Here is a 16556-nt window from a genome sequence, read left to right as displayed (position 1 = left end):
AAAAGTAACTTCATAACAAAACTGATGCACTGGGAATATTGGCCAACATGGCTGGTTTATTCGCCTGTGGTATTTTATTACCTGATACTTTCAGTTAGGGCCAGGTCTTTCTTTTTCTTCACCCAGGCAAATCCGGACATGGAAATGGGTGGGCTTTATAATTGCAGCAAATACCGTCAGCTTCGTAAACTCCCGCCTGAGCTAATACCAAAAACAGTTTTTCTCCAATCGGGAACATCTTTTAAAATGGCCCAAAAAGCCCTTGCCAAAATGGCAATTAATTTTCCCTTGATCGCTAAACCCGATAGGGGAGAAAGAGGCACAGGAGTGAAAGTTGTTGAAAATGAAGAGGAGCTTGCTACATACTTAAAGCGGAATAGCACAGATATACTATTGCAGGAATTTATTCAAACGTCTTTTGAGGCAGGCGTATTTTATTACAGGCTACCTAGTAAAAAATTTGGGATAATACCTTCCATCGTTTTAAAGGAGTTTCTGACAGTTGTGGGTGATGGTAAAACCAGTCTTAAAGACTTGGTGGATGAATCGCCCCGAGGAAGATTAGTGAGCAGGAAATTGTTTGATGGCGGTGGCTTGGACTCTGAAGAGGTCTTGCCTTTAGGAAAAGAAAAGTTGCTTGAACCCATTGGTAATCACAATCGTGGCACCAAATTTCTTGATGGATCAAGACATACAAGCCCTTCCCTCGAACGGTTTTTTGATAAGTTGAGTCGTCGGTTAGGTACTTTTTATTATGGAAGGGTGGATTTAAAAGCAAACTCTTTGGAAGATTTTGTTCAAGGAAAAGGAATTAAGGTATTGGAGATTAATGGGGTGAATGCAGAGCCGGCTCATATTTATGATCCTGACACAAAATTGCGGGAAGGGATCAAGACGCTTTTAAAACATTGGACTGTGATCTATAAAATTAGTAGGGAAAATAATATGTTGCAGCATTCAACTACCTCATTAAAAGATGCTTGGGAGCATTATATGCAAAGAAAAAAATAAAATAATGACTGTGTTATGTCAGGTTTTATGGGCAAATACGTCTATTTTAAAGAACGGTTTTTTACTGTAATCAAAATTAGGATTCCGAATATTGAATTATGAAAGCTGAATGTAAACAAAACCTAGAGCAAATTTCCGGTCTTTTGGAAAAGCTAACCATCAAGCAATACAATTATAAATCTAAATTTTTATCTGGAGCTACCATAGGCCAACACATTCGGCATATTCTTGAATTCTATATTTGTATCAGAGAGGCAATGGATTCAAAATTGACAGCGATCAATTACGACAAAAGAAAACGAGATAATTCTATAGAACAGGATCCCAAAACAGCCTTAGCTGCAGTCGGTCATGTTGTAAGGTTTTTAGAAGGGGAAAAGTTTTCAGGAGAGGCATCTCTCGTCACCAATTTTTCCCTTTTGGAAAACTGTGAATGTGTCATTCCATCTTCTTTTCTAAGGGAGTTGGTTTATTGCCTTGAACATAGTATTCACCATCAGGCTTTGATCAAAATATCTCTTTTAGATCAAGGGCTAGTTCATTTGGTGGATAGTGATTTTGGAGTTGCACCTTCCACTACCAAATCACGGCTTGCCAAGGCAGATAAATAGTAATACCCAAACCAATTTTTATTCGTTCAAAGACCAGTTGTAGTCTTTGAAGGAAATTTTTGCTTCATTATTTAGTTTGTTCTCAGCATATTGATTGATAAAATCCATTAGGCTACCCTTTCTGGTAAAGTCTTCTTCAAACCATGAAAAAAGTGGAGACAGTTCCGCTTGTTCCTTTGTCAACGAATTGTGCATTGGGTTATTGATGAACGTATATGCTGCCTGTTGCAACTGAGCATCTAAATTTTTGGCTGAATAGGCATGATTCATTAATTTCGGACAAGAGATAGATGCACAGTTAATGGCAAAATGAATTCTTGGTTCATCGAATTCTTTTCTTAATATTTTATGTTCTATTTCATCCAGACTTGCCGGTTTTCCACCAATTTCAAAAACTCCAAATGCCATACCGTGTTGACAATCGGGATGGTCAATTTTGGGCCAATGTCTTTAATACTTTTTACAGGGTAGTGGTCAAGGATCAATTTAATGGTGAAAGCATTGTAAGCATTGATCCAATACGCCAACTGTTCTGCTTCCGACCAGGCTGCTCTATCTGGAGCATTGGAGCTCAATGAGGCTAAGTATGCATCTAATTTATCCACATCAGCCATAAATCCTTTATAGTTTACCGTTCCCTGCTCGCTAACGTGAGCTTGAAGCAACTGGTCAAAAGTTGCATGACTAGGCGGGGTTGTGCCTGATTGACCCAGTCCGGAACTTCCGCAGGATAAGTTGATCAAAAGGACACTGTAGTAAATGAACAGTTTTATCATTGTATATTGGGCTGTCAGTGAATAAGTAGGTTAGAGAGCTGAATCAAGTTTTCTGCTTCAAAATCATTTTTTGGTGACAGTGGATAATTTGATTTTCCTTCTCTTTTGATAAATGCAGTCTGTAGTCCTGCTCTGGAAGCACCCACCAAATCCCAAGGGTGTGCAGCAATCATCAACACTTTATCTGAAGAAATTTCCATCTTATCAAGGACATAGGCATATGTAGAAGGGTGTGGTTTAAATTTGCCTATACTCTGAATACTGAAAATTCTATCAAATAATTGGTTAATCCCTGCATACTTTAACTGATCATTGATAGTTTCAAGTGTGCCATTGCTAAGGGCTACGATTATAAAACCGGCATTTTTTAAACGTTGAAGACCTTCGAAAACCTCCGAATGCGGAGAGAGTTTTTTGAATTCGCTTAAAATTATTTCTCTTTTTTCAGCGGAAAGATCTTTGCCATAATTTTTGGCAGTCATTTCCAAGCAAGCATCAGCAATTTGAGAGAAATCAGCAAAATCACCGGTGACAGTTTCCACCAATGAATAATGCAATAAAGATTGAAACCATTTGCCTGCTGCCTCAGAATTCCCTAATTCTTTATTAATTGCAGCAGTCACTGCTTTTGTATCCAGCAAGGTTTCATTCACATCAAATATTAACAATTGGGGTGAAGAAGACATAATTTTTTAATTTAGCGGGTGACAATAAATCGTCTGTGGGATTAATTTACTTTTTCGCCCTTGTTAAGCCATATTCCCCACATTTTATTGTAGGTATGTACTTTGTTGGTAGGCAAGGTGTCTGCTTGAAACACAGGATTGTTTTCATTTACCCAATGAAATATTCCTCCATAAAGGTTATATACTTTACTGAAACCATTTTGTTTTAATATTTTTCCAATTTCTTGACTTCGGGCACCAATTGAACAATAAACAACTATGGGACTATCCTTAGGAATGTCCTCAACCGATGAAAGGTTAAAAGTTTCATAACCTATCCATTGGGCCCCTTTCAAATGGCTCACCTCGAATTCGTATGCTTCCCTGGTGTCCAATATTATGGCATTTTTGATAAACTCCTTTTGTTCGGGATATACCAAATCAAAATTTTGATCATAAGTGCGCTTAAGCAATGTCTTATATGCCAAGCTTTGTCCGAAGCTATTTTCCCCTGAAAGAAATGCTATCATTAGACAAAAGGAAAAAGCGTATAAAACTTTCATGAAACTAGAACAAAACTTTAGTCCCAATAATTTCTAAATATTGAAAATTTATACTTGTTAACCTGAGTTCGACTTTGAATCATGAAAAAATCGTCATCGCGAGAATTAATATTTTTAAAACGCAGCAATACAGATGACAGAGTCTAATGTAAGACTCTAGCGTACAATTTTGGTAACTCCGTGTAAGCCGACGCAGAAGGTGCCACCCGAGGGGTAAATCAGTTGGCTTTATAGAGTATTAACCTACAGTTTGCTTAATAATGAAACCGACTTTTCGTGAAATCCAGTAGCTCTTTAACCCTGTATTTTAATCTTACCAGCCTACATAGGAGGGGGCGGTTATGCCCTTTAATCGCAGGTATACTAAACACTGTGCTCGGTGATGCACTTGGTGCCCACGCAATAAATAAAAAATATTTTCTTTGGTCATGTTTTCATTGCCAAAGACGATCTTTTCATCCAATTGGATTTTTCTGCATTTTTGATCAATTCCAATACATAATCATTTGCCTGTGAAAGTAGCTCAATGAGCTGCTTTTTATCGATGGAGGCTTTATTTTCTTTGTTATAAAAAGTTATTTTTTGGCCATTGATTTTGGCAGTAAGGTAGCTGATATTGTCCACGATATGTAAAAGCTGATCTTTAAAAGACATGGACTCGGGGGTTGGCTGGTAATCGTATAGTTCTGCGGGCATTGCCTCTGCCACAAGCTGTGAATAATTCATATTGCGTTTCCAAACCTCAGGGTATTGGTCGGAAAAATACATTTGTGCTTTTAAATCTGAAATGCCCATAATTAAAATCAATAATACAAATTGAACGACTAACTTTCCTTTCATAACAAAGGACAATAAAAACATCTTTGATTTAAAATCCAATGCTTGGGATAAATCGAATCGTATTAAGCAATGCTTTACGCTTCAAAATAAAACCGAGGTGATCTGATTTTCGTTTCTTAAGTAAATTGCATTATATGAATTTCAAAACCCTCAGGTTTTCTCCGCTATTAATTTTTTCTTAATATTCATGCCAGGATGTTTCTCATTTAGGGATAATGACAAAAGTCTCTACCGGTTGATGGAGAAGCAGGCAAGTACTTTTGAAATAAATTATTTGGAAGCATATCCTCTTCGATGGTTATGGTATGAAAACCCTGATAAGGACGCACCTATTTTGTTGTTTATTCATGGTGCTCCCGGTTCTTCTTCCGCTTTTCTTTCATATATTCAGGATGACACTTTAAGAGCGCAATTTTCAATTCTGGTTATTGATCGGCTAGGCTATGGTTATTCGGGCTATGGCAATTATCAAGCCATTCCCCAGCAATTTGAGGCCATAGACACCCTAATAAAAAAGTAAACGCCAACCAGCAAAATGTTTATTCTGTAGGGCATTCCTATGGCGGAACGATCGCCGGTTATATTGCCATTCAGGATCCGGAATGGCTCAAAGGCACAGTAATGATCGCCCCGGCCATAGACCCTGAGCAGGAAAAATACTTTTGGTTTGGAAAATTGGCCTTGTATAATAGTACCCGATGGATGGTTTCTAAGTCTTTAAGAGTAGCTGCGGATGAGAAGTATTCCCATGAAGAAGAACTTAGAACATTTGTCAATCAATGGGATAAAATAAATTCCCCAATCTTACACATACATGGAGACAAGGATGGCTTGGTGCCTTATGGGAATGTAAATTTTTCATTGCAAAATATTCCAAAAAGTGGTTGGAGGTTAAAACCATTTCTGGAGAAGGTCATTTGATTCCTTTTACTGAGAAAGAAAAAATGGTCAATGAAATACTTAAATTTATTGGCAATAATGAATGAGCGGATTTAAGTAACTGTTGTTGCTATAGAATTATGTCTTAGGTGATTTAAATCACTTATATTCTAAAGGATAACCTTTATTTTTATTGTATTAGACGCATGATTCGCCAATAGGATCTGCTGTTTTTCAAATTTTTTCTTCAATTAAAATAAACGTATCATGACAAAAAATATGGGATCAACCGATAGAATAATAAGGACAATTATTGCAATAGTTGCCTTGTATCTTTATTTCTCAGGGATTGTAGCTGGAGTATTGGGCATCGTGTTAATTATCGTTTCGGCCATTTTTCTACTAACGAGCTTGATTAGTTTTTGTCCCCTATACTCCTTGTTTGGCATTAAATCATGCAAGACGCATTAAAAAGAAGAGATTCAATCATTTGGTTTTTAAGTAGGCCTGTGAAAAACTAAATAGGTTAAATAGGGTGGAAAAACCATAATCAAAATTGGACATAAAAAAGGAACAAACTCCTTTGGGAGTTGTTCCTTTTGTCCTGATAATTCACACATATAGCAATTTGCTGAAGTCAATATTTATCCATCAAAATCATCTTCAACTTCATCTTCTCCGGGTGCTCCCAGGTCAAACATGCTGCTGAACAAATCATTGAATTGCATGCCTGTGTCCAATAGCTTTTGCTCAGCTGGCTGTGTTCCGCCAGCCCATGAAGGGCAAATTCCATGTAAAATTCTTTTTCCTTTTCGGGAAGCTCTTTTACAAATTGAGTGGTGATTTTTTCTAGGCCGGGGACTTCTTGTAATAACTTTTTGTATTCTTTATCGCTTTGTGAAGCCAAAATATCTAAGCTATTGCCTTCGCCAAACCAGGATAGCGGTAAAACATAGGGATTACCTTCTTTGGCTTTCTTTTTTGCTCAGGGGAAGGGAAATGCTGAGAAAATAGGGTACGAATGGCTTTGCCAATGAGGTTGTAAGCTACCAATCCTGCACCCTCCTGCTCACCTTCATAGACCAGTTCTACTTTGCCTGTGATGGCCGGAATAACCCCTATTAGGTCAACAATTCTGACGATGGTTTCATTTTCGCCATTCATATACAATCTGCGCTCCGCAGCAGAAATAAGGTTTTCATAGGCCGAAATAGTCAATCTTGCAGAAACACCACTTTTTTCATCTACATACTCACTTTCTCGTGCTTCTACTGCAATTTGTTCGATCAAGTTTTTCATCAATTCAGGAACATGGATCCTTTCCATCGGCCTGTTGTTGACGTTAGCTTCCTGTTCAGTTATCTTTCTACCAATTTCGATGCTTTTCGGATAATGAGTAATGATTTGACTTTCAATCCTATCTTTAAGCGGCGTAACGATGGTTCCTCTGTTGGTATAATCTTCTGGGTTTGCTGTGAAAACAAATTGGATATCCAAAGGAAGCCTCAATTTAAATCCCCTGATTTGTATATCCCCTTCTTGTAAAATATTAAATAGGGCGACCTGAATCCTGGCCTGTAAATCCGGTAATTCATTAATGACAAATAGGGACCGATTTGACCTTGGAACAAGACCAAAATGGATGACTTTTTCGTCATTGTATGACAGCTTCATAGTAGCCGCTTTAATGGGGTCCACATCACCTATTAGATCTGCAACCGACACATCCGGAGTGGCCAATTTTTCTGTGTAGCGCTCTTCTTTTGCCCACCAGAAAATAGGGGTGTCATCTCCTTTTTCATCGATCAATGTTTTGGCAAATGTGGAGATGGGCATGAGTGGATCATCATTAAGTTCTGCCCCTTTTACTACCGGTACATAATCATCCAATAGCATGGTCATCATTCTTGCAATCCTTGTTTTGGCTTGTCCTCTCAGCCCTAGGAAGTTGATATTGTGTTTGGAAAGAATGGCTCTTTCAATATCAGGAATCACCGTATCTTCGTATCCCCATACTCCTTCAAAAACATTTTCTTTGTTCTTGATTTTGCGAATGAGATTGTCTCTAAGTTCTTCTTTGATGGATTTGGGACTGTAACCAACCGCTTTTAACTGTCCCAGGGTTTTTATTTTTAATAAATCTTTTGCTTTCATTTTGGTGTATTCCATTATTTAAAAACGTTTGGTTCTATTTCTTCGGTAATCTTCAAAAATTAAATGTCCCAATCCTTGTAAGTTGCTATAATAAGCATTGCCATTATTGACCTTAGTAAATTCCTTAACAAATTCCTTTAGATAAGGGTCAGAAGCAATCATAAATGTGGTGACAGGAATTTTCAGCCTTCTGCATTGAGCGGCAAGTTTTAGCGTTTCCTTGAGGATTTTGCTGTCTATACCAAAGCTGTTTTTGTAATACTTGATGCCCACCTTAAGGCAAGTAGGTTTGCCATCAGTGATCATGAAAATCTGTTTGTTTGGGTTTTTCTCCTCCTTAAGAGGTTCATGGCCAATTCAAGTCCGGCTACTGTATTGGTGTGGTAAGGGCCAACCTGAAGGTAGGGTAAGTCTTTGATTTCAATTTGCCAAGCATCATTCCCAAATACAATTACATCCAGCGTATCTTTAGGGTATCTGGTTTTTACCAATTCGGCCAAGGCCATGGCTACTTTTTTTGCCGGGGTGATGCGGTCTTCACCGTATAAGATCATGCTGTGTGAGATGTCAATCATCAAAACAGTAGAGGTTTGTGTTCGCATTTCACTCTCTACAACTTCAAGATCATCTTCGGTCAATAGGAAGTCACCGGAGAAACCATGGTTGATCTGTGCATTTCTTAGAGAATCTGTCAATGCAATCTGATCTAAATTGTCTCCAAAAGCAAAAGGTCTTCGATCTGTGCCTCTTTCCTCTCCGGGTCCCGTGTGGTTGGTCTTGTGCTGTCCTCCTTTTCCCCGCTTAAGTTTTCCGAAAATTTCTTCCAAAGCATTTTTTCGGATGGATTGCTCTGCTTTTCCTGTTATCTTTATTTCTCCATTGCCCTTTTTCTCATCTAAATAACCTTTGCTCTTGAGGTCATCAATAAAGTCTCCAATACCATAGCCAGGCTTGGTCATATTGTATCTCTTGTCCAAATCTGTGAGCCAACTCAGAGCTTCAGCAGCATCTCCCCCTGTCATGGTGACCAACTGCAGGAAAATATCCAAGAGCTGTTCAAATGTATTTTTATCTTCGTCCTTTTGTGGGACAAATTTGCTGAATCTAAAACCTTTCATAGTAGGGTAACAAGAATTAAGGCCGAGAGGTTTAAACTTAGGCAAATACCTCAAAATAAATTTAAACTTTAAATGATTGGAGTTTTAGAAGGACCCGCAGAATCATTTAATTGAATGGAAATGATATTCTTTAAGGAATTCATTAGAATGAGTACACCAATGGTGAGCCATAAGCAATCATTTAGCTAACATTTCCTTAATTTTTTCAGCTTGGAGATTACAATTGATCCATTCAGATTCCATTCGAGCACTGTATTTCTTATAAAATCTGATTGCAGGTTCATTCCAATCAAGGACCTGCCACATCATTCCTGTGCAACCCTCCTCGAGTGATTTGGCCATTACTCTTTCAAAAAGCAGTTTGCCGGCACCTTTTCCACGCTCTTTTTCGGTGACAATATAATCTTCTAAGTAAAGTCGCTTGCCTTTCCATGTGCTGTAACGGTAATAATATATGGCGGTTCCAATAATGCGCTGGGTATCCTCCTTTTCCAAAACATAAAAGCCAAAAACCGGTTGAGGACCAAAGCCATCCTTTTCCATCATTTCAAGGGTATTGGTCACTTCTTCAGGTGCTTTTTCATACAATGCCAATTCTTTGATTAATTCAAGAATAGCCGGTAAATCCTCTTTTTTCCTTCTCTAACAGTATACATGATTTGAAATTAATAAAATTGGTCAACTTTACCTTTGTAAGCAGAAGCTTTATCTAAAATTTTTATTGGAGTATTTTTGCTTATGGGATCACTTACAATTTTTATCTTTATGACTTAACCCTTTAAAACATGTTTCTATCAATTGATGCAGGAAATTCTAATATTGTATTTGGTTTTTACCAAGATGAAACTAACGCTTGGGAAGAAGTACTTCGGGTCCCAACAAAAAAAGATCTTAGGGTTTTTAATCTTGAGAGAAAAGTAGCCATGTATTTTTTAGAGAAAGGATGGGGGACCGATTCTATTGATCAAATAGGAATGAGTACAGTTGTACCCGATTTAGAGCCTGTGTTGATTCAGTTCTGTGAGCGGTTTTTTGGTAAAAAACCTTACGTTATCAATGAAAATAGCTATAATAAACTGCCAGTCACCGCAATGAACCCCAGAGAAATAGGTACGGACCTAATGGCAAACATTACAGCGGCTTACTTGAGGTTTAGGACTGCTTGTATTATTGTGGATTTTGGAACAGCCTTGACATTTAGTGTGGTGGCTAAAGAAGGGGAAGTAATTGGAGTAAATATTGTTCCCGGAATCAAAACAGCCATCAATTCCCTGTTTAACAATACAGCGAAACTTCCAAGAGTTGAACTGAAGTTGCCGGAATCAGCCTTGGGGAAAAATACGGTCCACGCTATCCAGGCCGGCATCTTTTATGGGTATTCAGGCTTAGTGAAAGGAATGGTGGAGGCCATAGAAAAAGAAACCAATTGTAAATATCAGTTGATTGTCACCGGAGGTATGTCATCTTTGATGGGTCACTTAGGGGATAGATTCAATACTGTTGATGTGAATTTAACACTGAAAGGGATTTTTCAAATCACAAGGCTTAATATAGGTAATTGATGGTAGCTTTGTTAAATTAAGTTTCGAGTAAAGAATTTAATCTTCTATCATCTCCATTAACCTTGAACCTAGATTTGAAATGTTTACCACATTTTCTGAAAAACCAGAGACATTGGATAAAATGATGACAGCATTTTTCCTATCCAAATCCAAGGTAAAAGAAGAAGAATAGCCACCGGTTCCACCACCATGCCATAACCATTTACCATCTTTTTTATTTTCAATCATCCAGCCTAATCCTATGGCCTTTTCATAGGCGGTGACGGAAAAAGTTTTCTTTTGTGTAAGCGCCAATGTCTGATTGGCAGGATTGAATTGGGCCAGTGCAAACTTGGTCAGATCTTGGGTACTGGATAGAATGGCTCCAGCACCTTGCAATACGTTTAAATCCCAATTGGGCGTTTCTTTACCTTCCACATCCAAACCTTTGACAAGCTGAGGCATTACCTTTTCTCTATTGACGGTCGTGGATTCCATTTGAAATGGAATGGCAATCCTATTTTGTATCATTTCTTCATAGCTTGAGGAATCTATTCTTGTGAGCATGTAGCCCAGTAGCCCCACCCCAAGATTTGAATAGTCAAATTTTAGTCCCGGATCCTGTTGTAGTTCTAGCTGTTCGGTGAGATAAAAGCCTAATTTTTCTTCACCATAATCTTTGTAGGGATTGCTCATATCCACTTCTGAAAGGATCAGATTATCAGGGAGCCTAGGCAAACCTGAGCTGTGGTTGGAAAGTTGTTGCAAAGTGAATTCAGGGGTGTTTTTCAGTTTCCATGGCAAATATTTACCCGCAGGGTCATTGAGGTTTAACTTGCCATCGAGACTCAAGTCTGCCAGTAATGTGGCGGTAAAAACTTTTGAGATAGACCCAATTTCGAAGACACTATCTTGGTTCTCCACTGAAAACATGGTGTCATTTTCTATTTTCACTCCATAAAATTCCGGCTTTCCATTCTTGATTATAGCTATGGATAACTGGGTTTGGTTGAAAAAACCTTTTGCTTCCGTATGGATTAATTTTGATTGGCCTTCAGAAATTTTTCCATGATAACCCTGCTGAAAGTTAACAGCTACTGGTTTTTCCTCGCAGCCACAACCAATAAGTACTATTATAAAAAGTATTTTTAATTTCAACATGAGGGATTATCGGTTGTTGGGATTTTAAGATAATGAAAATATTTCTGATTGTCTGAGAATTAGAAAAGTTAAAAGCGTTAAAAAACTATTAATCAATTAATTGCCTAAGGTTGGTTTTAAAAGAGGGCCAATGTTTTGGTTAGGTGACTACTCAGTTTCTTTTCAGATAATAATTGGGATCACTTTACAATTTCACTGCAAACCCCGATTGGCATGTTGGCGGTTTTTAAAGTAATTACCGTTTAATTACCTTTGGGTGTCATATAGGTCGGAGTGTCTTTTGCGCACTTGGCTAAAAGGAGAAAAATATGAAACGATACTATAAAATACAGGCCTTTTTGGTCTATGTCTTACTCTTTACAACTAGTGGATTGGCACAGGATAATAAAAAATTAACTCTTGAAGCGGTCATTAAGGACCAGGTGTTTGCCCCTAAAACAGTTCAAGGCATTAATTGGATGAAGGATGGGAAATACTACAGCAGTTTAAAAATGGTAGCAGGATTTCCACAGGTAGTAAGGATTAATGTGGCGACAGGGGAGGAGAGTGAAGTACTGATAGATGGTAGGGAATTGGGACTCAATTTTAGCAATTACGCCTTCAATCCGGAGGAAAGCATGGCCTTACTTACATCTGAAGTAGAACCGATCTATAGGCGATCCACCAAAGCAATCTATCATTTGCTTGACTTGAAAACAGGCAGCTTAAAAGAATTGGAAAACGGGGATAAAATCTCCTATGCCACCCTGTCTCCTGACAATCAGAAAGTCGCCTACGTAAAGGAGAATAACCTCTACTACTTGGATCTAAAAACCAATAATAAGGTTCAAGTGACCAGGGATGGTGCCAAGAATGCAATTATCAATGGGGCTGCGGATTGGGTTTATGAAGAGGAATTCTCTATGTCCAAGGCCTTTTTCTGGTCCAATGATGGCAATAAACTGGCCTATATACGCTTTGACGAAAGAGAAGTGCCTGTCTTTAACATGCAAAAATGGGGAGCTTTGTATCCGGAAGATGAGCATTTTAAATATCCCAAAGCCGGAGAGAAAAATGCAATCGTTAGTATTCAAATTTATAACCTTGAAAAGGAGCAGACCCAAACTGTAGATACCGGTGCTGATTCAGACATTTATCTGCCCAGAATGTATTGGGCAGAAGACAACAATACCCTTGCTGTTATTCGATTAAACAGGTTGCAAAATCAGATGGACATCTTGTTTGCAGACAGCCAGACAGGAGAATCAAAAAACATTCTATCCGAAACATCGGACACCTATGTGGACATGGATTACAATGACAATTTCCTCTTCCTTCCTGATGGAGAGGGGTTCATTGGCACCTCTGAAAAAGATGGGTTCAAGCATGTCTATCAATATGACCTGGAAGGAAAGCTAATCCGCCAAATTACCAAAGGAGATTGGGAAGTAACCGAGTTGGTGGCTGTGGACAGCAAAGCAGGAAAAGTTTACTATGTTTCTACCGAACAGTCTCCATTGGAGAGACACTTTTATTCCATTAATCTTAATGGAAAAAAGAAAAAACTACTTACACCTCAGGAAGGAACCCATTCCATTAATATGAGTCCCGATCAGCAGTATTATATTGACGCTTACAGCACCGTTACGCAGCCATTGCAGGTTGTTTTGAGTGATAAAGAAGGGAAAGAAATTAAGGTGTTGGAAGACAATAATGCACTTCAAAAGAAAATGAAGGAATATGCCTATCTCCCAAAGGAGTTTTTGACTTTAAAACCATAGATGGTACCAGCTTGAATGGCTATATGATAAAGCCTGCAACTTTCGATCCATCAAAAACCTATCCTGTGCTCATGTACGTGTATGGTGGACCGGGTTCTCAGAATGTTATGAACAACTGGGGAAGTACCCGTGATTGGTGGCACCAGCACTTGGCAGCCGAAGGGTATATCGTGGTAGGCATTGACAATAGAGGCACCGGAGGAAGAGGTAGGGACTTCAAGCACAGCACTTACAATCAGTTGGGAAAACTGGAAACAGAAGACCAAATCGCAGGAGCGAAATACCTCGCGGAACTGCCTTATGTGGATGCAAGCCGTATTGGTATATGGGGTTGGTCTTATGGAGGCTATATGTCTTCGCTGGCACTGATGATCGGTAATGAAACTTTCAAAACAGCCATGGCAGTAGCACCGGTAACCAGCTGGAGGTACTATGATACCATATATACCGAGCGCTTTTTACAGACCCCTCAGCTAAACCCCGCCGGATACGATGACTTCAGCCCCATCAATCATGTAAACAAGCTATATGGTAACTTCCTGTTGGTACATGGAACGGGCGATGACAATGTGCACTTTCAAAACAGTGTTGCTTTGGTGGATGCTCTTATCGCTGCAGACAAGCAGTTTGATAGTTTTTACTATCCCAATAGAAATCACGGGATTCACGGTGGAAATACCACCTGGCACCTGTATAAAATGCTGACCAATTACGTGAAAGACAAATTGTAATGGCTTCTGGTCTAAGTTTAGCAAAGCGTAACTTAGACCTAAAATGACGAAAGTTTTCAACTTTCATAAATTAGCCTCAGGTGGTGAATTATTAGGTTTATTTCAATTTTTTCATTTGGAGTGATAAGTATGTTTTAGACCCACTCAAGTTGAAAACTTTCGTTATGAAGGGACGAAGTTGCTGCTATCGCTTAAATTATGACCAGTGTGAAATCCTGATTCGTTTCAAATTTGCTGTGTATTCTTAATCTACTGTGATAACAGCAATAAAGTAAATTTAAAAATCGTTAACTTTAAATAATAAAAAATAATCCAATGGATATTGCGGTAAAATACAAGATCATATCGGAAATCATCAATAGTAATGATGAGCATGTTTTGAATGCGGTCAAATCGCTTTTAAAAATTGATGATGAAGTGGATTTTTGGGAAGAGTTAAGTACGGATGACCGTGCAGCCATCGATGAAGGATTGGCGCAACTGGATAAAGGCCAGTTTTTGTCTCAAGAAGCTGTTCGTGATGAAATCAAAAAACGGTTTAATTTTTAGATTTGAAATTATCAATCCGCTATTCTCTCCGTGCCAGGCAAGAAGAAATGGAATTGCTTGATTATGTTCTTCAAAACTTCGGACAGAAAAAGGCAAAGGAAATATATTTACTCCTTGAAAAAAGACTGGATCAGTTATCAGAATCTCCTGAGATGTACCGTGAATCTAATAAAAGGAAAGGTTTAAGAAAATGTGTTTTTAGTAAACAGACGAGCATATATTACCGGGTCAAAGAAGATCATATTGAGATCGTAAGCTTTAGACCTAACCGTAAAAATCCCAATAAATTTATGGTTTAATCTGTGCTCTACTGGTCTAATTTTTAGCAAATCGTAACTTCGACCAGTAAAGGATAATGTAGGGTTATTTACCAAAGATGATATATACAGGCAAGCAAAACGAATATTTTGAAATTCAATCCATTGACTCTTCTAATTGTAGACACCTGTTAGAAAGTCAGCCGGAGGTTTTGAAATTGATCTGGTTTACCTCAGACAATAACAAATTACTGATAGATGGGATTCCTTATACTTTCAATAAAAATGAACTGCTAAGCTTGTCCCAGCTCAATAAGCTAGAATATGAAAAAATCAATTCAATCAACCTACTAAGGTTCAATCGGCAGTTTTATTGTATTTTGGATCATGACAGTGAGGTCAGTTGCAAGGGGGTGTTGTATTATGGAGCGGCCACTCCTCCCATTATAAAGGCAGCCGACAAGGAACTGGAAATATTGGAAACTGCCTGGAAAATGGCAGTTCTAGAATTTGAAATGAAGGATGATCTTCAGCTTGAGATGCTTCAAATGATGCTCAAAAGGATACTTATTCTATGTACCCGTATTTTCAAGAGGCAAAAATTTCATGAAAGCCCTACGCCCAAACAAAATGATTTGTTTAGGGAGTTTAACTTTTTGGTAGAAACGCATTTCAGAGAAAAACATACTGTGGCCGAATATTCAGAATTGCTATTTAAAGCCCCTAAAACCATCTCTAATACCTTCAAAAAGTTATGTGAGAAAACACCATTGCAGGTCATTCAGGAAAGAATTGTGCTGGAAGCACGAAGGATGTTGTTTTACACGGATAAGGATGTTTCTGAGATTGGCTATGAATTGGGCTTTCAGGACATACAATCCTTTAGTAGGTTCTTTAAAAATCAAGAGGGACTGTCTCCTACAGATTTTAGGGAGAAAAAATAATACAGGATTTACCTTTTCTGGTATAAGTTTAGAAGAGCGTAAATAAACCCACTGAAGTTGAAAACTATCAACAGATAGGTCGAAGTTACCGCTATCGCTCAAACTTCGACCAGTCATGAAAAAAATAGCAAGTACAAAATCCCGACAACAGTATGGAAACTATTGCCGGTTCAATGGTAGGGATATGGTTAAGAATTTTTAGAATAGTGCTTAAATCAGCAGGGGAATAGTTAATTGATTTAAGGGTTTTATTGTCTTCCTTGCGGTAGACGAGAAATACATCGTCAGATTTAACGTAATAACAATCTGTGCCCTTAGCTTGATAATGTGCAACAGTGTCCATTGCCTCTTTTTCATTTTTACAGGCCTTGCTCATATTAGAACGTTGCACCTCGTCAAATAGCGTTTTGAATTGATCTGCCAAGCCAAATTCCAATACGGCACCTGATAGTACATACTGAATGTCACAAAGTGCATCAGCGACTTCCACCAAGTCATCATTGGCAATTGCTTCTTCTAGTTCCTTTAGTTCTTCTGCGATTAAAGATACCCGTAGTTTGCAGCGGGATTCATCAGGTATCTCCGGTGAAGGCAAAATTGGGTGTTTAAAAGTTTGGTGAAAATTGGCTACAGCTGTTAAAGTCTTGGGATCTTTCATAGTGAATTATTCTTCTGATTTCAAAGAAAAAAATGTAGGCTTATGAAACCAATATATCACAAATAAATTATCAAAAACAAGCATTTTGGTTTCCTTGGCTTCTAAAGTCGTAATCCTGCAATAGTTTTTTTAACGTTTTCCGGGCTATAATTGGAGAGCCGAAAGGTGACGAATGGCCTTATTTCTTGTTGAGGCCATTATAATTTATTTTTAAAGAAAATAAACAAGGGCCTAACCGGCAGTTTATTAGCGTCTTATGAATTTGAATGGCATTGAGTATTAAATGTGAGTTAATTTTAGCTTCTCTTTTTTAAGCATTGTGAATTAAAATAATTATT

At 38.2% G+C, this 16556-nt stretch carries 17 protein-coding genes and 5 pseudogenes; 11 read left to right on the top strand and 11 right to left on the bottom strand.

Annotated features, from left to right (window positions below):
- Positions 1-24: 24 nt before the first annotated feature.
- Both WG932_RS20210 and WG932_RS20205 read left to right on the top strand, forming a co-directional pair.
- Positions 25-1011: a hypothetical protein gene (locus WG932_RS20210; RefSeq protein ID WP_483085183.1), complete on the top strand. Its 987-nt coding sequence runs from the start codon at positions 25-27 to the stop codon at positions 1009-1011.
- Positions 1012-1109: 98 nt separating this feature from the next.
- Positions 1110-1622: a hypothetical protein gene (locus WG932_RS20205; RefSeq protein ID WP_014019704.1), complete on the top strand. Its 513-nt coding sequence runs from the start codon at positions 1110-1112 to the stop codon at positions 1620-1622.
- Positions 1623-1640: 18 nt separating this feature from the next.
- Here WG932_RS20205 and WG932_RS20200 read toward each other — a convergent pair whose 3' ends face one another.
- From WG932_RS20200 to WG932_RS20175, 6 genes are all read right to left on the bottom strand, one after another.
- Positions 1641-2030, bottom strand: coding sequence for a DUF547 domain-containing protein (locus WG932_RS20200; RefSeq protein ID WP_483085182.1), 390 nt, complete (start codon positions 2028-2030; stop codon positions 1641-1643).
- Complete coding sequence (locus WG932_RS20195) at positions 1976-2398, bottom strand: DUF547 domain-containing protein (protein WP_483085181.1); 423 nt, start codon at positions 2396-2398, stop codon at positions 1976-1978. Before WG932_RS20195 ends, WG932_RS20200 begins: the two co-directional genes overlap by 55 nt.
- A 14-nt stretch (positions 2399-2412) precedes the next feature.
- Complete coding sequence (locus tag WG932_RS20190; RefSeq protein WP_014019702.1) at positions 2413-3084, bottom strand: haloacid dehalogenase type II; 672 nt, start codon at positions 3082-3084, stop codon at positions 2413-2415.
- Between the two features lie 41 nt (positions 3085-3125).
- Positions 3126-3626, bottom strand: a complete 501-nt coding sequence (locus tag WG932_RS20185) for a rhodanese-like domain-containing protein (RefSeq protein WP_483085180.1) — start codon at positions 3624-3626, stop codon at positions 3126-3128.
- Positions 3627-3939: 313 nt separating this feature from the next.
- Positions 3940-4056 carry a DinB family protein gene (locus WG932_RS20180; protein WP_483085179.1) on the bottom strand — a complete coding sequence of 39 codons (117 nt, stop codon included), beginning with the start codon at positions 4054-4056 and terminating at the stop codon, positions 3940-3942.
- Positions 4053-4466 (bottom strand): DinB family protein, encoded by a 414-nt coding sequence (locus WG932_RS20175; protein WP_483085178.1) that lies wholly within the window; start codon positions 4464-4466, stop codon positions 4053-4055. The genes WG932_RS20180 and WG932_RS20175 overlap by 4 nt, the downstream gene beginning before the upstream one ends.
- Positions 4467-4704: 238 nt before the next feature.
- Here WG932_RS20175 and WG932_RS20170 point away from each other — a divergent pair, with 238 nt between their 5' ends.
- The 3 genes and pseudogenes from WG932_RS20170 (at position 4705) to WG932_RS20160 (ending at position 5816) form a co-directional block, all read left to right on the top strand.
- On the top strand, positions 4705-4986 hold the full coding sequence (locus WG932_RS20170) for an alpha/beta fold hydrolase (protein WP_483085177.1): 282 nt from the start codon (positions 4705-4707) through the stop codon (positions 4984-4986).
- A gap of 14 nt (positions 4987-5000) precedes the next feature.
- Positions 5001-5387, top strand: a pseudogene (locus WG932_RS20165) (alpha/beta hydrolase family protein); the annotation flags it as partial.
- 225 nt (positions 5388-5612) lie between these two features.
- Positions 5613-5816: a YgaP family membrane protein gene (locus tag WG932_RS20160; RefSeq protein ID WP_149393088.1), complete on the top strand. Its 204-nt coding sequence runs from the start codon at positions 5613-5615 to the stop codon at positions 5814-5816.
- Positions 5817-5989: 173 nt separating this feature from the next.
- Here WG932_RS20160 and WG932_RS20155 read toward each other — a convergent pair.
- The 3 pseudogenes from WG932_RS20155 to WG932_RS20145 form a co-directional block, all read right to left on the bottom strand.
- Positions 5990-7514, bottom strand: a pseudogene (locus WG932_RS20155) (magnesium chelatase).
- A 3-nt stretch (positions 7515-7517) separates the two neighbouring features.
- A pseudogene (locus tag WG932_RS20150) lies at positions 7518-8617 on the bottom strand (vWA domain-containing protein).
- A 177-nt stretch (positions 8618-8794) separates the two neighbouring features.
- A pseudogene (locus WG932_RS20145) lies at positions 8795-9273 on the bottom strand (GNAT family N-acetyltransferase).
- Between the two features lie 129 nt (positions 9274-9402).
- On the opposite strand from WG932_RS20145, the gene WG932_RS20140 reads away from it, so the two are divergent.
- The gene (locus tag WG932_RS20140) at positions 9403-10179 is read left to right on the top strand and encodes a type III pantothenate kinase (RefSeq protein WP_014019694.1); all 777 of its coding nucleotides are present in this window, start codon (positions 9403-9405) and stop codon (positions 10177-10179) included.
- A gap of 36 nt (positions 10180-10215) precedes the next feature.
- Here the strand turns inward: WG932_RS20140 and WG932_RS20135 are convergent, their stop codons facing one another.
- On the bottom strand, positions 10216-11319 hold the full coding sequence (locus tag WG932_RS20135; protein ID WP_483085176.1) for a serine hydrolase domain-containing protein: 1104 nt from the start codon (positions 11317-11319) through the stop codon (positions 10216-10218).
- Positions 11320-11627: 308 nt separating this feature from the next.
- Between WG932_RS20135 and WG932_RS20130 the strand changes: the two genes are divergently transcribed.
- The 5 genes from WG932_RS20130 to WG932_RS20110 all read left to right on the top strand — a co-directional run bounded on the left by WG932_RS20130 (position 11628) and on the right by WG932_RS20110 (position 15560).
- The gene (locus WG932_RS20130; RefSeq protein ID WP_483085175.1) at positions 11628-13079 is read left to right on the top strand and encodes a beta-propeller domain-containing protein; all 1452 of its coding nucleotides are present in this window, start codon (positions 11628-11630) and stop codon (positions 13077-13079) included.
- A gap of 23 nt (positions 13080-13102) precedes the next feature.
- Complete coding sequence (locus WG932_RS20125; RefSeq protein WP_483085174.1) at positions 13103-13810, top strand: alpha/beta hydrolase family protein; 708 nt, start codon at positions 13103-13105, stop codon at positions 13808-13810.
- 315 nt (positions 13811-14125) lie between these two features.
- On the top strand, positions 14126-14359 hold the full coding sequence (locus WG932_RS20120; protein WP_339680615.1) for a hypothetical protein: 234 nt from the start codon (positions 14126-14128) through the stop codon (positions 14357-14359).
- A gap of 2 nt (positions 14360-14361) precedes the next feature.
- Positions 14362-14658 carry a type II toxin-antitoxin system RelE/ParE family toxin gene (locus tag WG932_RS20115; protein ID WP_149393091.1) on the top strand — a complete coding sequence of 99 codons (297 nt, stop codon included), beginning with the start codon at positions 14362-14364 and terminating at the stop codon, positions 14656-14658.
- Positions 14659-14735: 77 nt separating this feature from the next.
- Positions 14736-15560, top strand: coding sequence for a helix-turn-helix domain-containing protein (locus WG932_RS20110; RefSeq protein ID WP_483085173.1), 825 nt, complete (start codon positions 14736-14738; stop codon positions 15558-15560).
- 196 nt (positions 15561-15756) lie between these two features.
- Here WG932_RS20110 and WG932_RS20105 read toward each other — a convergent pair.
- Positions 15757-16218 (bottom strand): annotated as a pseudogene (locus WG932_RS20105) (pyrophosphohydrolase domain-containing protein); the annotation flags it as partial.
- Positions 16219-16556 lie beyond the last annotated feature (338 nt).

Source organism: Cyclobacterium sp. SOCE241 (assembly GCF_056867545.1).
The sequence above is the reverse complement of the archived record's forward strand: the minus strand, read 5'-3'. Positions and strand labels throughout refer to the sequence as shown.